20 protein-coding genes are annotated in these 19336 nt (G+C 67.1%); 10 read left to right on the top strand and 10 right to left on the bottom strand.

All coding sequences use genetic code 11. The annotated features are described in order from the left end of the window. Positions 1–118 precede the first annotated feature (118 nt). Positions 119–1519, bottom strand: coding sequence for a hypothetical protein (locus tag F0U60_RS09700; RefSeq protein WP_395817018.1), 1401 nt, complete (start codon positions 1517–1519; stop codon positions 119–121). 197 nt (positions 1520–1716) lie between these two features. On the opposite strand from F0U60_RS09700, the gene F0U60_RS09695 reads away from it, so the two are divergent. The 3 genes from F0U60_RS09695 (at position 1717) to F0U60_RS09685 (ending at position 4233) form a co-directional block, all read left to right on the top strand. Then, a complete protein-coding gene (locus tag F0U60_RS09695) occupies positions 1717–2613 on the top strand; it encodes an alpha/beta hydrolase (RefSeq protein WP_395817015.1) in 897 nt (298 codons plus the stop codon). A 109-nt stretch (positions 2614–2722) separates the two neighbouring features. After that, positions 2723–3154, top strand: coding sequence for a hypothetical protein (locus F0U60_RS09690; protein ID WP_395825154.1), 432 nt, complete (start codon positions 2723–2725; stop codon positions 3152–3154). Between the two features lie 68 nt (positions 3155–3222). Continuing rightward, a complete protein-coding gene (locus F0U60_RS09685; RefSeq protein ID WP_395817013.1) occupies positions 3223–4233 on the top strand; it encodes a methyltransferase in 1011 nt (336 codons plus the stop codon). A 9-nt stretch (positions 4234–4242) separates the two neighbouring features. Here the strand turns inward: F0U60_RS09685 and F0U60_RS09680 are convergent, their stop codons facing one another. The 3 genes from F0U60_RS09680 to F0U60_RS09670 all read right to left on the bottom strand — a co-directional run bounded on the left by F0U60_RS09680 (position 4243) and on the right by F0U60_RS09670 (position 6386). Continuing rightward, positions 4243–4998 carry a hypothetical protein gene (locus F0U60_RS09680; RefSeq protein ID WP_395817011.1) on the bottom strand — a complete coding sequence of 252 codons (756 nt, stop codon included), beginning with the start codon at positions 4996–4998 and terminating at the stop codon, positions 4243–4245. Positions 4999–5148: 150 nt separating this feature from the next. Beyond that, entirely contained in the window at positions 5149–5697 is a 549-nt protein-coding gene (locus tag F0U60_RS09675) for a hypothetical protein (protein WP_395817008.1), read from the bottom strand. A 32-nt stretch (positions 5698–5729) separates the two neighbouring features. Next, positions 5730–6386 carry a TetR/AcrR family transcriptional regulator gene (locus tag F0U60_RS09670; protein WP_395817005.1) on the bottom strand — a complete coding sequence of 219 codons (657 nt, stop codon included), beginning with the start codon at positions 6384–6386 and terminating at the stop codon, positions 5730–5732. A 90-nt stretch (positions 6387–6476) separates the two neighbouring features. Between F0U60_RS09670 and F0U60_RS09665 the strand changes: the two genes are divergently transcribed. Together F0U60_RS09665 and F0U60_RS09660 are read left to right on the top strand one after the other, a co-directional pair. Further along, positions 6477–9668, top strand: coding sequence for a bifunctional cytochrome P450/NADPH--P450 reductase (locus F0U60_RS09665; RefSeq protein WP_395817001.1), 3192 nt, complete (start codon positions 6477–6479; stop codon positions 9666–9668). 158 nt (positions 9669–9826) lie between these two features. Next, a complete protein-coding gene (locus F0U60_RS09660) occupies positions 9827–10330 on the top strand; it encodes a DUF3291 domain-containing protein (RefSeq protein ID WP_395816998.1) in 504 nt (167 codons plus the stop codon). A gap of 6 nt (positions 10331–10336) precedes the next feature. On the opposite strand, the gene F0U60_RS09655 is transcribed toward F0U60_RS09660, so the two are convergent. The 3 genes from F0U60_RS09655 to F0U60_RS09645 form a co-directional block, all read right to left on the bottom strand. Next, on the bottom strand, positions 10337–11302 hold the full coding sequence (locus F0U60_RS09655) for an alpha/beta hydrolase (RefSeq protein ID WP_395816996.1): 966 nt from the start codon (positions 11300–11302) through the stop codon (positions 10337–10339). A gap of 52 nt (positions 11303–11354) precedes the next feature. Beyond that, a complete protein-coding gene (locus F0U60_RS09650) occupies positions 11355–11936 on the bottom strand; it encodes a TetR family transcriptional regulator (protein WP_395816993.1) in 582 nt (193 codons plus the stop codon). 74 nt (positions 11937–12010) lie between these two features. Then, positions 12011–12286, bottom strand: coding sequence for a hypothetical protein (locus tag F0U60_RS09645; protein WP_395816991.1), 276 nt, complete (start codon positions 12284–12286; stop codon positions 12011–12013). 270 nt (positions 12287–12556) lie between these two features. On the opposite strand from F0U60_RS09645, the gene F0U60_RS09640 reads away from it, so the two are divergent. Next, the gene (locus F0U60_RS09640; RefSeq protein WP_395816988.1) at positions 12557–13276 is read left to right on the top strand and encodes an endonuclease/exonuclease/phosphatase family protein; all 720 of its coding nucleotides are present in this window, start codon (positions 12557–12559) and stop codon (positions 13274–13276) included. Positions 13277–13285: 9 nt separating this feature from the next. On the opposite strand, the gene F0U60_RS09635 is transcribed toward F0U60_RS09640, so the two are convergent. Continuing rightward, complete coding sequence (locus F0U60_RS09635; RefSeq protein WP_395816986.1) at positions 13286–14011, bottom strand: lysophospholipid acyltransferase family protein; 726 nt, start codon at positions 14009–14011, stop codon at positions 13286–13288. A gap of 194 nt (positions 14012–14205) precedes the next feature. Between F0U60_RS09635 and F0U60_RS09630 the strand changes: the two genes are divergently transcribed. Together F0U60_RS09630 and F0U60_RS09625 are read left to right on the top strand one after the other, a co-directional pair. Beyond that, entirely contained in the window at positions 14206–15225 is a 1020-nt protein-coding gene (locus F0U60_RS09630; RefSeq protein ID WP_395816984.1) for a serine hydrolase domain-containing protein, read from the top strand. A gap of 96 nt (positions 15226–15321) precedes the next feature. Then, a complete protein-coding gene (locus F0U60_RS09625; protein WP_395816981.1) occupies positions 15322–16632 on the top strand; it encodes a hypothetical protein in 1311 nt (436 codons plus the stop codon). 26 nt (positions 16633–16658) lie between these two features. Here F0U60_RS09625 and F0U60_RS09620 read toward each other — a convergent pair whose 3' ends face one another. Next, entirely contained in the window at positions 16659–17108 is a 450-nt protein-coding gene (locus F0U60_RS09620) for an Lrp/AsnC family transcriptional regulator (RefSeq protein ID WP_395816979.1), read from the bottom strand. A 100-nt stretch (positions 17109–17208) separates the two neighbouring features. Between F0U60_RS09620 and F0U60_RS09615 the strand changes: the two genes are divergently transcribed. Both F0U60_RS09615 and F0U60_RS09610 read left to right on the top strand, forming a co-directional pair. Then, positions 17209–17523 carry a cupin domain-containing protein gene (locus F0U60_RS09615; RefSeq protein WP_395816976.1) on the top strand — a complete coding sequence of 105 codons (315 nt, stop codon included), beginning with the start codon at positions 17209–17211 and terminating at the stop codon, positions 17521–17523. Between the two features lie 85 nt (positions 17524–17608). After that, the gene (locus F0U60_RS09610; protein WP_395816974.1) at positions 17609–18844 is read left to right on the top strand and encodes a hypothetical protein; all 1236 of its coding nucleotides are present in this window, start codon (positions 17609–17611) and stop codon (positions 18842–18844) included. Positions 18845–18885: 41 nt separating this feature from the next. Here F0U60_RS09610 and F0U60_RS09605 read toward each other — a convergent pair whose 3' ends face one another. Then, the gene (locus F0U60_RS09605) at positions 18886–19236 is read right to left on the bottom strand and encodes a VOC family protein (RefSeq protein WP_395816971.1); all 351 of its coding nucleotides are present in this window, start codon (positions 19234–19236) and stop codon (positions 18886–18888) included. Positions 19237–19336 lie beyond the last annotated feature (100 nt).

Raw genomic sequence — 19336 nt, 5'->3', positions numbered from 1 at the left:
TGTCCACCAGCTCCAGCAGCGTCGCGCCCCCTGGGAGATGTGCGTCGAAGAGATGCCCTCTGCGCAGAACGCGCCGCGGGACGACACGGAGTCGCCGAGCGGGTGCGCATGCCGAGGCTCAACGTTGGGCCTGGATTGTCTGAACGCTCCTGATACCGCCTCGCGACGAGGGAGCCTCGGTCTCCACCTGCAGCACGCGGCGCGCCTCGCTTTCGATCCACAGGATGATCTTCCGCGGCGCCTTCTCCAATTCCTTCTCTCCGGTGGACTCGAGCAGCTCGACCTTGTAGCTCGCGACGTCCTTCTTCAGCCTCGCGAGACCCGTGACCGGGCCAGCGAAGGGAACGGAGACCCGCCAGGTGGAGAAGGGCTTTCCAGTAGCCATTTCCCCCGGGTCGAGCACCCGAACGCTCCCGGTGAAGCCCGGCGCCAGGGGAAGCGTGGCGAGGGCAAGCTCCAGCGGAGCGCCCGGGAACAAGAGCGGTGTGTCTCCCACGTGCTGGTTGAACTTCACCGCGCCGGCACCCTTGCCCTCCGCGTGCAGGAAACCGTCGATGACTTCCAGTCGCGTCGAGGCACCGGGAGACCGGCTCACCCACCGGTAGGGAAGCAAGGTCTTCGCATCGAGCCAGAAGCGGTGCTCGAACGTCCCCGCCTGGGTGCGGCCCTTCTCGGTGATGATGAGCGCGTCACGCTTCTTGTCGCGCTTGCGCTGGATGATGCGTTTGGCCGTCCCCACGGAGAAGCTCCAGGGCATCCCCTCACCGGGAAGCGTCTCCTGGATGCTCTGGTACTGGAGCACGCCTGGCTTGAGCAGCGAGGCCTGCATCCGCGCGGTGAGGGACGACAGAGAGGGCTCTGGCCGGACCGAAGCGGAGGACGCCTGCGCCGGCAGGGGAGCTGCTGGAGGTTCCGTGGGGCTGGGAGCGGCGGAGGGCTCCGGGATGGGCTGGGACTCCGGAGCCGAGCTCGCTACGGCCTCTGTCTTCCCCGGCTGGCCCTCCACGCGAAAGGTGTTCATGAAGCGTTGGATGGCGTCCTCGGGGGGCAGCGTTTCACCGCCCACCTCGATGGAGACGAGCCGCGTGCCGATGAGCACCAACCGCCCCACTGCCCGATAGACCGACTCGTCGGTGGACTCGAAGCGGTAGTCGAGCGCGGGGAGCTCGCCGACATGTGTGGCCTCCTGGCGGACGATCCGGAAGCTTCCGTTCTCCGCACTCGTGTCCAGATACTTCTGGAGGGACTTGGCAGGCGGCTCCGAGGACTTGACCTTCGAGAGCGACGCGCTCAGGACCCACCCCTCCGAGGGGTACACATAGTGGCAGTCCAGCTCGTCCGCCTTCTCGTTGCATGTTGGCACCGCGGGAAACTCGATGCTGAACAGCCCGCCCACGGACGTCACCCGCTGTGGCGAGCCTCCGGGGGAGGGCTCGGAGGCCGCGGACTCTCCGCACAGCAGCGACAAGCCCACCGACATACACAGGGAAGCGACGACTCGCCGTGAACAGAAGAGCATGAGGGCAAGGTGTACCACGATGGCCCCCGTGCCTCACACTGGCGGGGGCCCTCATTACCACCCGGCCCGTCCCGCGCCGGTCAATCCTTCCATGACAATTCGAACTGCTGTTTGCTTCCAGATTGTCGCGGATGGCCCCGAAGAGCTCCCGACTTTGGAAATGGCCGGGGCCAGAAGGTGCCAAGGAGAGTGATAGGATGCGCCAATTGATAAAGGTGGCCAGGCTGTTCCTGCTCGCTGTGCTCGCCATCGGAGCGGCGAACCGCGCCAGGGCCGCCGAGCCAATGCCTCCGCACCAGACGTTCACCGTCCAGTCCGCGACGCTGAAAGAAACCCGGCGCATCAACGTCTACACGCCGCCGGGCTATGAAGCGGCAGGGTCCACGCGCTACCCGGTGCTGTACATGCCCGACGGCGGTGAGCAGGAGGACTTCCCCCACGTCGCCACCACCGTCGACACCGCGATCCGGGCCGGAGAGATGAAACCGCTCATCCTGGTCGGCATCGAGAACACCGAGCGCCGACGCGACATGACCGGTCCCACCCAGGTCGACGAGGATCGCAAGATCGCCCCACGCGTGGGTGGCTCCGCCGCGTTCCGTGGCTTCATCCGTAACGAGCTGATGCCCCAGGTACGCCACCGGTACCGCGTGACGGACGAGACCGCGATCATCGGCGAGTCGCTCGCCGGTCTGTTCATCGTCGAGACCTTCTTCCTGCAGCCCAAGCTGTTTGGCACCTACATCGCCCTGAGCCCGAGCCTGTGGTGGAACGGCGAGGAGCTGGTGCGCAAGGCTAGCGAGCGCCTCACGGCTCAGCCGGACCTGCGCAACACCCTGTATCTGTCATCCGCCGACGAAGAGAACATCGCCCCCGCCGCCGCGCGCCTGGCGGAGACACTCCGCGCGAAAGCCCCCACGGGGCTGAAGTGGCAGTACGAGCCCAGGCCGGACCTGCGCCACGACAACATCTACCGCACCGTGTCACCGGGAGTGCTGCGCAAGTGGTTCGCGCCCACGCCCAAGTCTCCCCTCCCCCAGTCGAAGGGCACCTCCGAGAAGGGCCAGCCGAGGAAGAGCGCCCCCGCCCGGTAGAACATCCCGCCTTGAGCGGCTGTACAGTTCGGCAATGGAGAGTGGCAAAGCACCCAGGCACCCGTTCCTTCGCGGCCTCGCATGGGCGCCGTGTCTGGGATTCCTCGTGATGTGGGCCACGAGCTACGGGTTCTATACCTCCGTGGGCATCGACACAGACCGGCGCGCGGAACCCACGGCGATAGAGGCCCACGTGCGCGTGCGCTGGCCCGGCAATGGCGCCTTCCTGGTCGGCGCGGATCAATTCAGACTGCCCCCGGACCAGCCACTGGATGTCCTCGACTTGGGAGCCGCCTTCTTCCGGGAGCCCCGGCGGCCAGCACCGCGCTCCGTGTGGAACCGGATGGGCTTCTGGCTCATCCACGAGGAATTCCCGCCCACGCAGCTTCCGGTGCGCAGTCCGGAGAGGGCAGTGGCCACCTGGCTGGGGGTGCCGAGCTGGCTACCCGTGTTGCTGACCGGTATCTGGCCCTTCCTCGCATGGCGGCGCGAGCGCCGGAGGAAGACACCGGGAAGTCACTCGACTGACACGGCACAGTGATTGTGTAACATTCACAGTGAGTATGTGTCTCTATTGACCTCTTAGGGTTTGGCCCCAGAATGCGAGGCATGAATCCACAGACAGAGAATCCCGTGCAGCGGCTTATCGACCTGAGCTATGGCTTCGTCTACTCCGCCGCACTGTGTGCCGCGACGGAGCTGGGCGTGGCTGACCTGCTGGAGAAGGGCCCTCGGAGCGCCGCATCGCTTGCGGAGGAGTTGGGGGCCGATCCCCAATCGCTGTACCGGCTCCTCCGCTTGCTGGCGAGCGCGGGGGTGTTCTCCGAGGATGACTCCGGGCACTTCTCGCTCACGCCCGCCGCTGATTACCTCCGTACGAACGCGCCGGGCTCTCTTCGCAGCGCCGTGCTGATGCTCACGCAGAAGACATTCTGGACGCCCGCCGGGGAGCTCTCGGAGACGGTGCGCAAGGGAAAGGACCCCTTTGACCGCATCTTCGGCGCGCCCTTCTTTGACTACCTCGAGCGTGACCCCAAGGAAGGGGCCCGCTTCCACCGCGGCATGTCCTGCCTCTCCGACCTGGAGAATGCCCCCATCGCCAAGAGTTATGACTTCACGGCGATGAAGCGCGTGGTGGACGTGGGGGGAGGACATGGTGGCCTCATCATCGAAGTGCTCAAGGCCGCTCCCCAGGTGCGCGGCGTGCTGTACGACCATCGCCACGTCCTCGCCGAGGCTCGCATCGCCCAGGCGGGCCTGGCGGACCGCTGCGAGCTCGCGGAGGGGGACTTCTTCGAGTCGGTGCCCGCGGGCGCGGACGCGTACCTCCTCAAGCGCATCCTCCACGACTGGAGCGACGAGGTCTGCGTACGCATCCTCCGCAACTGCCGGAAGGCCATGCCGGAGCATGGGCGCATCCTGGTGGTGGACGCCGTCCTTCCCCCGGGAAACACGCGCCATGAAGGCAAGGTGGTGGACGTCCTGCTGATGATGTCCCTGCCGGGGCGCGAGCGCACGGAAGAGGAGTTCAGGAAGCTCTTCGCCCAGGCCGGGCTGAAGCTCACGCGCGTCATCCACACGCCGGCCCTGCTCAGCATCACCGAGGCTGTGCCAGCCTAATCAAACCCCTCAGGGTTGGACGGACTGGGGCAGACGGCCCCGGTCCTTCGAGACGGGCATGTAGCATTTGCCCTGGTACTCGGCCTGGGTCACGGAGCAAGGAGGACGCCGCTCAAGCGTCACCCAGCAACCGCCATTGATCTCGACCTCGTCCGCTTCGGCTCTGCAGGGAGCCTTCGCCTGATTGCGGAAAGGCTGCTTGGGCAGCGGATAGGCGATCTCCGTGGTTTGTGAGGCATCGGAGCCGACCACATCCGGAGCATCGGTGGTGAAGAGCTCCTGGGAGTCCACGCCAGGCGAGGTGGGCTCCAGGTGTTCGGGACCGCTCGCCACACGAAGCCAGACCCCCAGGCCCAGCGCGAGCACGGAGAGACCCGCGACGGCTCGCGGTCCCCAGCGGGCCCAGGGGCGCTCCCGCCATCCCAAGAGGTAGGCCAGCACTCGCGGGTTGTCCTCCACGCGTTTGACCGCGGCGGTCATCAACACGAGGATGTCCGCCAGCTCCGTCACCCGGCCCGAGGCGGGCGCCTGCTCCACCTCCAGCGACACGGAGGGAGGAGCCGGCTGGCAGGACAACCGCATCCGCCACTCCCCCTCGGGTTGCCATTCCACGCGCTCGCTGGGGAGCAGCGTCAGTGCAGGACTCCCCGTGCCGACATGCCGCGCCTCGTGGAGGCTTCCCAGCTCAGGCCCGACCTCTTCGTACTTCCTACCGAGCTGGAACGGCCCTCCCCCTCCGTCCTTCCCTGTCTTCTCGTTCGCCACCTGCGGTCCCTCCGAGGATACGTGCTTCACCCTCGTACAGGGGAACGGATTTGACTCTTGGAGTCAAGTTGGGTGACGGGTCCTGATGGGTTCTCCACCGTGGCGCCTCAGCGGAGCTCCTCCGCGACCCCAGCAGGAGGTTCAGCCGCGTCAGCGGCCCTTCTTGAGTCCTTCGTCCGCAACAGCGCGCGCCTTCTCGTTCGCCTTCTTGTCCTTCGTGTTCACGGTGCCATCAATCGACTCGTGACCCTTGAGGCCCTTCACCACCAGGTACTCCGCGAGCCGCTTGCCCGGACGGATCCCGTTCTCGTCATCGTCGAGGGCGAGGCAGGTGACGCGCTGAATCACCGCGAAGGGCTTTCCGCCCTTCATCCGCCACTCCAGCTTGTTGCCGTAGCGACGCACCGGGCACTCGACCTTCGAAGGATTCAGGCGGAGGTCGAAGCGCTCGTCGCCCTTCAAGGAGATGCTTCGTTGAACGTCGTAGGCGCTGAAGAACTCCGTGACCGTGTACTCACCACCCGGGCCCGGGCAGATGTTCGGCGCGTCTGAGCCGTGCTCCTCCGCGTCCGCGTCCATCGAAGTGTCGCGGGGGCAGTTCGTCAGGTCGGTGTACGCGGAGGAGACGTCCTGCGCCCCCACCGGGCTCGAGAGCGAGAGGCAGAGGGAGGACAGGACGAGAGCGAAGGGGCGGCGCATGTGTGGAGGCTCCTAAGACAGTGCGCGTGGTTCTACTTCACTCCCGGCGCGGAGCGTAGCTGCCGGTCCCCGTGGGGCCGCAAGTAGCCCAGGATGAGCGTGCTCAGCTCCTCCACGAGCTCGGGGGTTCCAATCAGCTCAGGCCTCTCGACGACCGCGGCCCAGATGGCGCTGCGCAGGGCCCGGATGATGATGAAGACGACCAGCCCCAGGTTGCGCGGACGCTCGAACTCCAGATTCTGAGCGAGCACGATCTGCACGAGTGACTCCACGCGGGCCTCAATCTCCTGGACGGCCTGAAGGGGGCCGATACGAGGCGCCTGCTCCAGGAGGACCCGCTGGAGGCGCGGATTCACGCCGTAGAACTCCACCAGGGCCCGCACCAACTCACGCACCTCCTGCTCCAGGTCGGTAATCGGGTGGGGCGCCAGCTTGTCGGCGAGCACCTCCAGGGCGCGCTGGTGGAACCGCTCGAGCAACATGGCGACCAGCGCCTCCTTGCTCGGAAAGTACTGGTAGAGAGAACCGATACTTACGCCTGCCCTCTTGGCGACCTCCTTCGTGGTGGTCCCTTCGTAGCCGGAGGTGACCAGAACGTGAGCCGCCGCCTCCAGGATGGTGTCCACCGTCGCCTTCGCCCGCTCCTGACGTGGCTTCTTCCGAGGGGCGGACCGGTTGCGCTCACTCATGTCACTGCATCTCCGAAAACTGAGCCAGATGCGAATTTCGCTCTCGCGAGCGGGTCACTATTCATTCGCTCGGACTTCCACTGACATCCTATGAGCAAGCCTGACCTGTCCACGACCATCCCCCAGCCCCGCCCGCGCCCTCTCCTGGGGAACGCGCCTGATGTGGGCTCTGAAACGCCCCTGCAGAACATGATGAAGCTCGCCCGAGAGCTCGGGCCCATCTTCCGGCTGTCGTTCCCGGGGGGAGCGTCCATCCAGGTGATCAGCTCGTACGAGCTGGTGGCCGACGCCTGCGACGAGACGCGCTTCGAGAAGAAGGTGACCCAGGCGCTCATGTACCTGCGCGACCTGGGCGGCGATGGCCTCTTCACCGTGGAGTCGGATGACCCCAAGTGGGGCAAGGCCCACCGCCTGTTGATGCCCGCCTTCAGCCCCGCGGCCATGCGCAACTACCACGACGGCATGCTCGACGTGGCCGACCAGATGCTCACCCGCTGGGCGCGCTTCGGCCCCGAGACGGACATCCCTGTGTCCGACGACATGACGCGGCTCACGCTGGACACCATCGCGTTGTGTGGCTTCTCCTTCCGCTTCAACTCCTTCTACCAGACGCAGCTGCACCCCTTCGTGGATTCCATGGTGCGAGCCCTGGAGGAGGCGGGAAACCGTACCCGGCGCCTGCCGGTGCAGACGCAGCTCATGGTGCGCACCCGGCGCCAGTTCGAGGCCGACACCGGCTATCTGCGCGAGCTGACGAGCCAGCTCATCGAGAAGCGCCGTGCGCTCAGGCCCGACGAGGCCCCCCGCGACATCCTGAGCCTCATGCTGGAGGCGAAGGATCCCCTCACGGGCGAGCGGCTCGATGACAACAACATCCGCGACCAGCTCGTGACCTTCCTCATCGCGGGCCACGAGACAACGAGCGGCCTGTTGTCCTTCGCCCTCTACTACATGCTGCACCACCCCGAGGTGCTCCAGAAGGCCTACGCCGAGGTGGACCGGGTGCTGGGCTCGGAGACGCCGCGCTTCGAGCAGGTCTCCCAGCTGCAGTACATTGATCAGATTCTGCGCGAGACGCTGCGCCTGTGGCCCACCGCGCCCGGGTTCAACCTGCACGCCAGGGCGGACAACACGCTTCTGGGAGGGAAGTACCCCGTGGGCGTCAATGACGCGCTCCTGGTGCTCATCCCCATGCTGCACCGCGACCCTGCCGTGTGGAAGGACCCGGAGCGCTTCGACCCGGAGCGCTTCGCTCCCGAGGTGCGCGACAGCATCCCGCAGCACGCGTGGAAGCCCTTCGGCAACGGGATGCGCGCGTGCATCGGCCGGGCGTTCGCGCTCCAGGAGGCCACGCTCGTGCTCGGCATGATGCTGCAGCGCTTCCATCTCTCCGAGCCCGAGCCGTACAAGCTCCGCATCCGCGAGACGCTCACGCTCAAGCCCGATGGCTTCAAGCTCCGCGTCCGCGAGCGCAAGCCTGCCTCCCGTCCGGTTGTGGCCCGGCCGGCACCCCGCCCCACGGTGCCGCCTGCGTCCCAGCCGTCGGAGAAGGCAGCCGCGCATGGCACGCCCCTGTTGTTGCTCTACGGCTCCAACTCGGGCGCCTCGGAGGCGTTCGCCCGGCGCATCGCGAGTGATGGGCTCGCGCGCGGCTACGCGGCCAAGGTGGCGCCGCTGGACGAGTACGCCGGAAAGCTGCCCACGGAGGGCTCGGTCCTCATCGTGACGGCCTCCTACAACGGCAAGCCGCCGGACAACGCGCGTACGTTCCACGCGTGGGTGTCCAACCTGCCTGAGGGCTCGCTGAAGGGCGTGCGCTACGCCGTGTTCGGCTGCGGCAATAAGGACTGGGGCGAGACCTACCAGGCGGTCCCCCGACACATCGACGAGCGGCTGAGCGCCGCGGGGGCCCAGAGGCTCATCGCGCGCGGCGAGGGTGATGCACGGGCCGACTTCTTCGGGGACTTCGAGCACTGGTACGCGCCCTTCTGGGAGGACGTGGGCACGGCGCTCGGCGTGGCCTCGCGCGAGGTGGCCTCGGGTCCGCTCTTCACGGTGGAGGTGGTGCCGTCAGCGAGCGTGGAGCTGGTGAGGCAGAACAAGCTCGAGCTGGCGACGCTGGTGGAGAACCGCGAGCTCGTCGACATGACGTCGCCGTTCGGGCGCTCCAAGCGGCACCTCGTGTTCAAGCTGCCGGAGGGAGTGACGTATGCGGCGGGTGATTACCTCGCCGTGCTGCCGGAGAACCACCCGGAGCTGGTGGAGCGGGCCGCGCGTCGCTTCGGAGTGCGCACGGATGCCGCCGTCGTCCTGCGCTCGACTCGAGGCGACCAGGCCTCCTCGCTCCCCACGGGCAGGCCCCTGTCGGTGCAGGAGCTGCTGGGCCGGCATGTGGAGCTGTCGGCCCCCACCACGCGCAAGGACCTGGAGCGGCTGGCGGAGAAGAACCCGTGCCCGCCGCACGCCATGCACCTGGCCGCCCTGGCCCAGGACGCCGAGCGGTACAAGAAGGAGATTCTGGACAAGCGCGTGAGCGTGCTGGACCTGCTGGAGCAGTACGACTCGTGCATCCTGTCCTTCGGAGATTTCCTCGAGCTGCTGCCCGCCATGCGCGTGCGGCAGTACTCGGTGTCGTCGACTCCGCTGGCGGACCCCACGCGGTGCACGTTGACGGTGGCGGTAGTGGACGCGGAGGCCTGGTCCGGCCGGGGCCGTTTCCACGGCACGTGCTCGAGCTACCTCGCGCGGCTGCGCCCCGGGGATCAGGCAGCGGTCGCGGTGCGCACGCCAAACGTGCCCTTCCACCCGCCCGCCTCGAACGCGACGCCCATCATCCTGGTGGGCGCGGGCACGGGACTGGCGCCCTTCCGGGGCTTCATCCAGGAGCGCGCCCTGCGGCACGCGCGAGGAGAGGCGGCTGGGCCGGCGTTGCTCTTCTTCGGGTGCGACCACCCGGACGTGGACTTCCTCTACCGGGACGAGCTGACGAAGTGGGAGCAGGAGGGGGTGGTGAAGGTGCTGCCCGCCTTCTTCCGCCAGCCCGACGGTGACGTAACCTTCGTGCAGCACCGGCTGTGGAAGGAGCGTGAGCAGGTGAAGGCGCTGCTCGATCAGGGAGCGCTGTTCTTCATCTGCGGAGATGGCCAGTACATGGCGCCCGCGGTCCGGGAGACGCTCGCGAGGATCCACCAGGAGCGCGTGGGCTGCTCCGCGGAGGAGGCCGCGGCGTGGCTCGCGGAGATGGAGAAGCAGGGCCGACTGGTCTCCGACGTCTTCTCATGACCCAAGACTCTGAGCAGGGCTCCTGATGACAGTGCACGCCACGGAGAAGTCCAGCTCCGTGGCGATGCGCTGTTCGAGGCCATTGCAACATTCCATGACGTTGTTCCTGGTCACCGAGCAGGTGCAGGATAGAGGGCTCTTCGATTCTGGGGGGTCACATGAAGACCTGGCACATCGCTCAACTCAATGTCGCTCGCGCCGTCGCACCGCTCGACAGCCCGCAGCTGGCGGATTTCGTGGCGGCGCTCGACCACATCAACGCGCTCGCCGAGGCCTCTCCCGGCTTCGTCTGGCGCCTCAAGAGTGACGAAGGCAATGCGACCGACATCAAGGTGAGCGACGATCCCAACCTCATCGTCAACATGTCGGTTTGGGAGTCGGTCGAGCAGCTATTCGAGTACGTCTACCGCACGCCGCACACGAAGGTGATGGCGCGCCGGCGCGAGTGGTTCGAGCATCCGGCAGAGGCACATCAGGTGCTGTGGTGGATTCCGGCCGGCCATGCTCCGACGGCGGAAGAGGCGATGGAGCGTCTGCGGCATCTGCGCGAAAACGGCCCCACGCCGCACGCCTTCACCTTCCGGAAGCGCTATCCAGCGCCGGAGCAGGTCGGCGAACCGCTCGATATGAAGCCCGAGCGCTACTGTGTGGGTTGGAAGTAGTCGTCCTCACGCAACGCCAGACGACGGGAACAGGGCTCGGCGGAGCGCGGCCGTGTAGAGCCCTCGGAAGTCGCGCGCCACCCCGGCGCTGCGAGTGATGACGTCGAAGCCGTGGAAGGCGCCGGGCACCACGGCGACGTCGCACGGCACGCCAGCGGCCTCCAGGCGCCTGGCGTACGCGAGATCCTCATCATGGAAGAGGTCGCAGGTGCCCACGCCCAACCAGGCTGGAGGCAATCCCGAGAGGTCCTCGCGCCGCGAAGGCACGGCATGCGCCGGCACCTCGGCCCCCCCGGGCTCGCGTCCCAGGTAGGCCCTCCAGCCGAACACGTTGCTGCCCTGGTTCCAGGCGCGGTGGCTCGTGCCGTCGATGTCCGTGCGCGTCGTCGTGCGATCGTCCAGCATCGGGTAGACGAGCAGCTGGAAGGTGGGCCGGACCTCCTTGCGATCATGCGCCAGCTGAGCCAGCGCTGCCGTGAGCCCGCCGCCGGCGCTCGCTCCGCCGATGGCGATGCGCTCGGGGAGGACGCTGAGCGCCCCCGCCTGAGCGAAGAGCCACCGCAGCGCCGCGTAGCAGTCCTCCAGCGGTGCTGGGAAGGGGTGCTCGGGTGCCAGCCGGTAGTCCACCGAGGCGACGAAGATGCCCAGCTCGCGCGCGAACTCGACGCACAGAACATCGTCCTGCTCCGGCCGGCCCATGATGTATCCGCCCCCGTGAATCCACAGGAGCGCCGGCGTCGGTCCCTGGACCGTCCTCCGGGGCCGATAGGTCCGCACGCGCACCGGCGGCGCCCCCGCGGACCCGGGCACCTGCACATCCTCCACAGCCACGTCCTCGGGGGCGCGAGGGGTCGACTGGAACCGCATCAAGAACCGCATCACTGCGAGCAGCGGCCGGGTCGCCGTGATGTTCGGGATGAGGCGTGCGGCGCGTTGCAGGTCTGGGTGAAATGGGTTCGCGGCTGGCTTCATGTCTCTGCTCCTTTACCCGTGTCAGCGCCTCGCGCTGTTGCGCCGGTGAATCTCAGGCCGAGCCTTCGTCGACGATCGCCTGGGTCGCGGCCTCCAGCCAGCGGCGAGTAGTGGCGAGGTGCGCCTCGCCGAGCGGCTGGATGGGCAACAGCTTCCAACTGGTGAGGAAGCCGGTCCAAAGGATGTTGAGCCGCGCCGCACGCCCCTTGTCGTCCGGTGGTCCTAGCCACCTGGCCAACGGCGCGATCACCTTCGTCTGGAGAAACTCGACGCTCACCGCGTGCGCCGCGGGGTCGGCGGCCGAGAGGATCATCATGGCCAGCGGGCCTGATGCGTCCTCGTTGTCGATGAGGGCCGCCACCATGTCCACTCCGAAGCGGCGCCGATCTCCGCGCAGCAAGGGGGAGATGTCGATCACCCGCTCCATCGTCGCCCGGAACAGCCCCTCCTTCGAACCGAAGTAGCGGCCGACAAGCGCGGAATTCACCCCGGCGAGCTCCGCGACCTCCCGCACGCCGGTGTTGACGAAGCCCCGCGTCGAGAACAGGGTCTGCGCGGCGTCGAGGATCGCGGTGCGCGTGCGCTCAGCATCACGCTGGCGCGTCGCTTTCTTGGGCTCGGTGGGGCCGGGCATGTATACGGCTGTTTACTTATGACAGCGCCTGGGTCATGTCCAGGATGTACACGACCGTGTACATGCCCATCGAATCACAGCCGCACCAGCAGCTCGCGGAGGATGGAGAAGCCCTGGCGGAAGTCCTCCAACCGGGCCTGCTCGTTGGGCGCGTGGTAGTACGCCATCTCCCCGAAGCCGGTGATTTGCACGTCGCAGCCCTGGCGCTGCAGGTCGCGCACGAGCGGCAGCGAGCCGGTGAGGGAGAACGGAGTGGGCGCCACGCCGCGCACCTGCTGAATCGCCTCCTTCAGCGCCTGGAGCCCTGGCGAGTCCAGCCGGCAGGCGATGCCCTCCGTGCCGCCGCCCACGAAGCGGAACGCCAGCGAGCACGTCTTGCCCGACTCGGTGCGCGTGCGCGGGAAGCCGGGAGGGACCTCGTCGCGCTGGATACGCGCCTCCAGCTCGCGTGCAGCTTCGGCGTCAGCGCGATGAGACGCCGGAGCACATCCAGGAATCGGTCCTCACGAAGGGCGAGCGCTTACATGGCGGCGGATTGGAGCGCTGCGCTCCAGCGAAGTCACTGGAAACAGGCACGAAACGTCTGCTTCAGTGTCCAAGGGATTGAACTGGAGCGAATCGTGAAGGTGCTGACCTGGAACGTCCTCCACCGCGTGCACGCCGAGAACTACGGCGAGCCAGCCATTCAACGTTGGAGCGATGAGCCGGAGCGCGTGCGTCGCGTCGTCGACCTCGTGTCGAAGGCCTTGCGCGTCGACGGCTTCGGGGCCGCGCTGCTGCAGGAGGTGAGCGGCGACGTGCTCGAGGCCCTGCGCGACCACCTGCCGACGTGGGCCGTGCTCGACCACCCGTATCCGCGCATGCCGAGGCAGAAGCGGCCGGGTGCGCCGATGCGCGACCTGAGCGAGCACCTGGTGGTCATCGCACCCGAAGGCGCGACGGTGCTCCGTGCGCAGACCTTCGCGAGCGACCCCGGCAAGGGCGTGCTCGCCGTCACCCTTCCCTCGGGGCTGGTCGTCGCCAGCACGCACGTGAGCTGGGGCCCGAAGAGCGAAGCGCAGCTCGCCACGCTCCAGGAGTTGTTCCACGCGTCGAGCGCGCCCATTTGCCTCGGAGGTGACTTCAACGCCGAGCGCGAGGTGCTGGTGCGCGCGTTCGGCGCGGAGGTGGTGATGGGCACGCTGCCTCCCGGCTCACCGCGCACGCGCCCCGCGGAGGACGCGACTGGCGGCGCCGACATCGATCACCTGCTGGTCTGCCGCGCGGAGCTCAGTGACTTGCGCGTGCTCGAGCACAGCGAGCTGTCTGATCACCGCCCTGTCGCCGCGACCGTGACGTGAGGAAGAGGCTCAGGCATCGAGGCGGGACTTCTCCCGGACCATGAGGTCACGCACGTGCTCGCGCAGCGTGACCACGTCGGAGAAGGCGCGCGGGTCCACCGGCTCCAGGACGCGGACCTTGCAGCGGGCCCGGTACTTCAGCAGCAGCCCGTGCTTGGGCAGGGTGTCACCCGTGCCGGTGAGCACGATGGGAATGAGCGGGCAGCCCTTGGAGAGGGCCAGCCGGAAGGCGCCGTCCTTGAAGGGCTTGAGCTGATTGTCCAGTGAGCGCGTGCCCTCGGGGAAGAGGAGCACGGGAACGCCCCGGTCCAACCAGCGCTCGCACTCGGCCATCATCCTCGCGATGCTCTCCTTGTCCCCTCGCACGAGCCCCACGTAGCGGTTGAGGTACATGTTCCACCCGAGGAACGGCACTTTGAAGATGCTGGCCTTGGAGACCCACTTGAAGGGCCTGTAGAGGCCGTAGAGCACGAGGATGTCGCCCAAGGACTGGTGGTTGGACACCAGCACCGCGGGCCCGTGCCAGGGCAGGCGCTCACGGCCTTCCATCTGCACGTGCCAGCCAGGGTTCACCCAGAGGTAGAGCTGTGCCCAGGCACTGGAGAACAGGTGCAGCACCCGGCCGTTCCGGTCGAAAGGCCACGTCACCAGGAAGATGACGAGCCCCACGAAAAAGAGCACGGCGGAAGTCGCCACGAAGAACGACCAGAAGAGCACCGAGTGGATCCAGCGCATGGCACCTCGTCTCCAGAGCGGAGGAACCGCCAGGGCGCACAATTCGCTCCGGCGGCCCCTGCATGACACAAAGCACCAACGGACGCATCAAAGCCCTGGCCCCCGTTGCGGCGTGGTGATGCACGACCGCCGGTAAACCATGTACGGTCGCAGCTACCGCGGTTTCAGCAATACGTGGTCACTCGGGAGGCTGTATGCGACGTCGAGACGTCCTGGCCGGAGCGGCACTACTCGCGACGGGGCTCGTGCCGTCGCTCCTTTATGCGCGTACCGCTTCGGAGCGATTTCAACCGCTCCTCGAACGCTGGGACCAGGACGAGCATCCCGATCTGCACGGTGTCGTCGTTCGCGTCAAAGGGGCCGTGGTGGCCGAACGGCACTATCACGGCGCGGATCCACAGGCGCTGCACGACATCCGGTCGGCCGGGAAGAGCATCACCTCGCTCCTGGTCGGTGCCGCGCTGGATCGCGGACTCCTGGGCGCACGGGATGAGCCGCTCGAACGCTACTGGCCACTGGTGCGTGGCAGCGCGCTCGGTCGAGCTTCGCTCGTAGATCTTCTGACCATGCGCTCCGGCCTGGCTGCAAACGACCAGGATCCAGACTCGCCCGGCAACGAAGACCGGATGGATGAAGCGAAGGATCCAGTCGCCTTCCTGCTCGGCATTCCCGCCGTCGACCGACCCGGCACGCGCTACGTCTACAACTCGCTGACGTCCTATGCGGTCGGACTGCTGCTGGAACACGCGACGGGGAAGAGCCTGCTGGCCTTCGCGCGCGAAGCACTATTCGAGCCGCTGGGAATCCAACGCGTCGACTGGGCCAGTGACGTCGCCGGCCATACCAAAGGCCAGGGCAACCTGTCCTTGACCACCGACGAGCTCGCCCGGATCGGGCAGGCTCTTCTCGATGGAGGCAAATGGCGGGGGAAGCGGATTCTCTCATCGGGCTGGCTCGAGACGAGCATGCGGCCACTCGTCCCAATTGGCTCGGTCGACCCCTATGCCGACGCCTACGGCTATTTCTGGTACACGAAAACACACCCGCTGAAGCGAGGAGCGGTGACAGTGCGGTTTGCGTCGGGCAATGGCGGCAACAAGCTCTATCTCGTCCCATCCCGGCACATGGTCGTGGCGATCACCTCGCGCGCCTACGGGCACGGCTATGGACAACGCCGCTCCGAGGCGATTCTGAAGGCGCTCCTGTCCGCCTGAGCCCGAACGTGCTGACCAGCAGCCCGGGCCCGACGCTGGAGTAGGATGGCGGACCAGGAGCCGACACCGAACGTGCTCCTCTGAGGGGGAATCAACATGAAGCCAGGGAAGATCGGCTGGATGCTCGTCGTGGCGAGTGTGCTGATGGCGGGCTGCCGCGCGAGCGAGATTGACGAGGACACGTGTGCCCAGAACACGGACTGTGCCACGGGACAGCAGTGCAACAAGGCGACGGGCCAGTGCGTGGCCGTGAGCCCACAGGACCGCAACCCGCTGTGTACGACCTCCGAGGACTGTCTGCCCTCGGAGCTCTGCCATCCCACGGCGAAGGTCTGTGTGCAGACTTGCAGGGCGAGCGCGGACTGCCCGGATACCGCGAAGGTCTGTGACGTGGTGAGCGTGACAGACAGCACGAAAGTCTGTCATTGCGCGACGGACACGCTGTGCAACCAGGGCCGTCAGAAGGCCGACCTGGTGTGCTCGAACCTGGACCGGGTGTGCACGCCGAGGTGCGTCTCGAACGCGGATTGTGGCACGGGCCGCACGTGCGACACGGCGTCGGGCCAGTGCGCGCAGGCCCAGGTCGAGCCCAGGAATCTCAGGTGCCAGCAGGACACGGACTGCCTGAAATTGGAGCTCTGCCATCCCACGGCGCAGGTCTGCGTCCAGACCTGCGAGAGCAGTATTGACTGTCCGGATGCCGCGAAGAGGTGTGACTTGCTGAGCGCCACCGACACCCGCCGGGTGTGCAAGTGCTCCACGACCGAGCTGTGCAACATCGACCGTGACACACCGGATCTCCTGTGCTCGAGCGAGTATTCCGTGTGCATGCCGAAGTGCACGGCGGACACGGACTGCCCCACGGGGCAGCGCTGTGATGCGACGACGAGGCAGTGCAAGCCGGAGGCGAGCAACGACACGGGCAAGCCCTGCACGGGCGAGGGCCAGTCGACCTGCGCCTACGGTACGCACTTCTGCAGCTCCGCCCAGTGCACGCCGCTCCCGGCGCCTACGTGCGAGAACTACGCGAAATTCACGGGCAAAGGCGGTCTCGGCACCACGGGCCGCATTCTCTACAACGCCCGGGTGGTGAGCGCCGCGACGGACACGGCCGCCTGCGGGGCGACGACTTTCAAGCGCGTGAAGATCGCCCTCTCCGCGTACTCCAACGTGCCCTTCCCCTCGACCAAGGATGCCTTGAGCGGTCTCTTCCTGGTGAAGGTCGATGGGACGGTCTGGAACGGCTCCATGCAGGTGCTCTCCAGCTCCGACTACGTGGTGTCGGGGACGAGCCGGGAGCGCGCCGAGATCACCGTGAGCCTGTGCGCCGACCCGTCGAGTACCAACCTCTCGACGGGCTTCTACTTCACGAACGGCAACTTCCTCTGCTTCCAGGCCAACTACTAGGCCAGGCCTCAAGAGGAGCCAATACCCTACGGGCGCTCAACGACAGTCTTCAACACGGTCGCGGTGTTGACGGAGACCACTCCTGGAATGGCGGCCAGCCGGTTGCGCAGCTCGCCCAGTTGCTCCGCGTCCCTGGTCTCCACCAGGACCACGGCGTCAATCGGCCCCGCCAGGGACCAACAGGACTTCACCTCGGGCCAGTCCTGGAAGCGCGAGAGCACGATCGCGCAGGGACGCGTCTCGATGACCAGGGAGAGCAATGCCCGGAGTTGGGGCCGGTTCTGTGGGCGCCCTCGCACCAGGGTGTAACCCGCGATGTGCCCGGCGTCCTCCAGCCGTGCCAGCCGGTCCTGGACCGCGCTCCGGGACAACCCCACCGCCCGGGCCAAGGCGACCACGGGGGTCCGCGCGTTCTTCTCCAACAGCGACAGCAGGCGCTCGTCCACCTCATCCAGCGGTCGGTCATTCCCGGCCAAGGCTCCTCCACCGTCATTCCGCCGGTCCCACTGGCGTTCCGCCGGTGGATTTCCGGCCGTACCGCCACCGAGAGTTGGCGCTCCTGACAGGAGCACCGACATGGAAAAGATTCAAGGACGCACCTTCCAGGCTGACCGCGCCTGGAGCGGTCCCAGCATCATGACGCTCCCCGACGCCACCGTGAAGCTGCGGTGGACGGATGCCCCCTTCCGCTGGCACACGAATGAGGGACAGGAGGTGTTCGTCGTGCTCGACGGCACGGTCGACATGCACGTGCGCAGGCCCGGAGCGGTCGAGCAGGTCATCACCCTGGAGCCGGGAGACATCCTCCACATCCGCGAGGGCGAGGAGCACATGGCCCACCCTCGCGGTCAGGCGCGCATCCTGGTCATCGAACGGGCGGCCAGCACCTGAAGCTTGGGGTGGGCTCAGAGGTGGCCAAGCGAAATGACGCTGTCCGTCAGGCCGTCTGCCCTTCATACGTGGGTGCGGCATGCTCATGTCCCGACTGAGGTTGTTGCTCGTCCTCGCGTCCGCTGGCTGTGCGGCGAACGCTCCCTCCACCCATGCTGGCGAGGCGCAAGCCCACCCCAAGCCCGCGGCTTCCCCCGTGCCAGAAGAGGGGCTCACCCCCCGTCAGGCGCTCGCGCGGGAGGTGACGGCCTCCCTGCCGCGCACGCGGGTGGCGTCGCAGGAGGCTCCCTTCCAGGGTGAGGTGCTCGCCGCCGGTACACCGGGGGTGGAAAAGCGCCCCAACGATGTCGTCATCTTCACCGTCCCCATCGGCACCGCCTCGCCCGTCACCTGTCTCTTCTACCCCAACCCCATCGACGCGGGAGCCGCGGCCAGGTCACTCTTTGAGTCGCTCCCGGAGGGCATCACGCTGGAACGCGTGCGAGCCACCGAGGTGAAGGCTTTCAAGGGCAGCCCGGCGCTCTACCTCGAAGGAGACTTCTCCCAGGGTGGGCAGGTGGGCCGCATCAAGGTGATGGTGCATGCCGACCCCGTGCTTCCCAAGTCCTGCTTCCACGAGGAGATGGGCTATGCACAGACCTTCCTCCGTGTCACCGAGTCCGTGGCGACAGGACTGTCCTCCACCGCGAAGGAGCAGCCGGTGGAGCCCTACTTCAGCGACGTGCAGGTGACGCGCGTGGGCAACCAGGTGCTCGGGTTCCAGTCCTCCGCCCTGTTCGGCGCGAAGACGGGAGGGACCATCTTCGAGGGCAGCACCACCCTCGTGCGTCCGGGCTCCCCCACCGAGCTCCAATTCCTGGACACCAACTACTGGGAGCAGACGGACGCCGAGGGGATGCTCGTGGTCAAGAGCTACAGCAAGCGGGTCAATGACGCGGTCACCGCGCAGGTGAAACTGAGCCGCGAACAGGACGGGAGCTACGCCGTCGAGGGCCAGCTGGCCGGCAAGGACGTACAGGCGCGTTTGAATGGCGAGCTCTTGGGAGAGGTGAGTCTCGCCCAGCGGCTGCGCGACGGCCTGCTGAAGGGCGGCGAGGCCGTCGAGGCCGCGATGTGGGTGGCCCCCGCCAACCCCTCCGCGCCAACGCGGGTGGTGTTTCGCCCGCGCGCTGGAGCGGGACCTCGGGCCGCCACGATGGAGGCCGGCTCCATCTCCGTGAGCGTGGTGCTCGACGCCCACGGTTTCGTCGAGCGCATGGAGACCCCCGCGGGGGGCGCCACGCTGATGCAGGAGCGAATCTCCCAGACCGGGGCGCCGTAGGCCTCGGACGAGCAAGGGTGGCGCCGCCCGATGTCCTCGCTTCAGTCGTGAGCGAGGATGTTCACCAACTTGCCGAACGGATCGCGCACGAAGAACCGGCGCACGCCCCAAGGCTCGTCACACGGGCCATATTCCACGGGGATTTTCGCCTTCTTCACTCGACGCAGCACCGCGTCCAGGTCATCCACCTCGATTGACAAGTCTGGCGCCGGCGCACCCGAGCCACCTTCCGAGATGAAGCTGATTTGGACCTGCATCTCCTCTTCGGAGCCGTAGGTCGCGATCCATCCCATGTCCATGAGGATGTCGAGACCGAGGATGTCTTTGTAGAAGCGAGCGGCTGCAGCCGGCGTCGGGCTCACCACGTTGGCGACGATTCTTTTGACTCGCATGGGCACCTCCCGGCCTCTGTTCTAGACGACATCTTGAATGGGCGTGAACGAACTGATTTACAGTACGCGCCGTCGCGCTCCGCGTGCGGCCCCTCCCCGA

This window comes from Archangium minus (genome assembly GCF_044360475.1).
Lineage (GTDB): Bacteria > Myxococcota > Myxococcia > Myxococcales > Myxococcaceae > Archangium > Archangium minus.
This window is presented reverse-complemented; position numbering and strand designations above follow the sequence as displayed.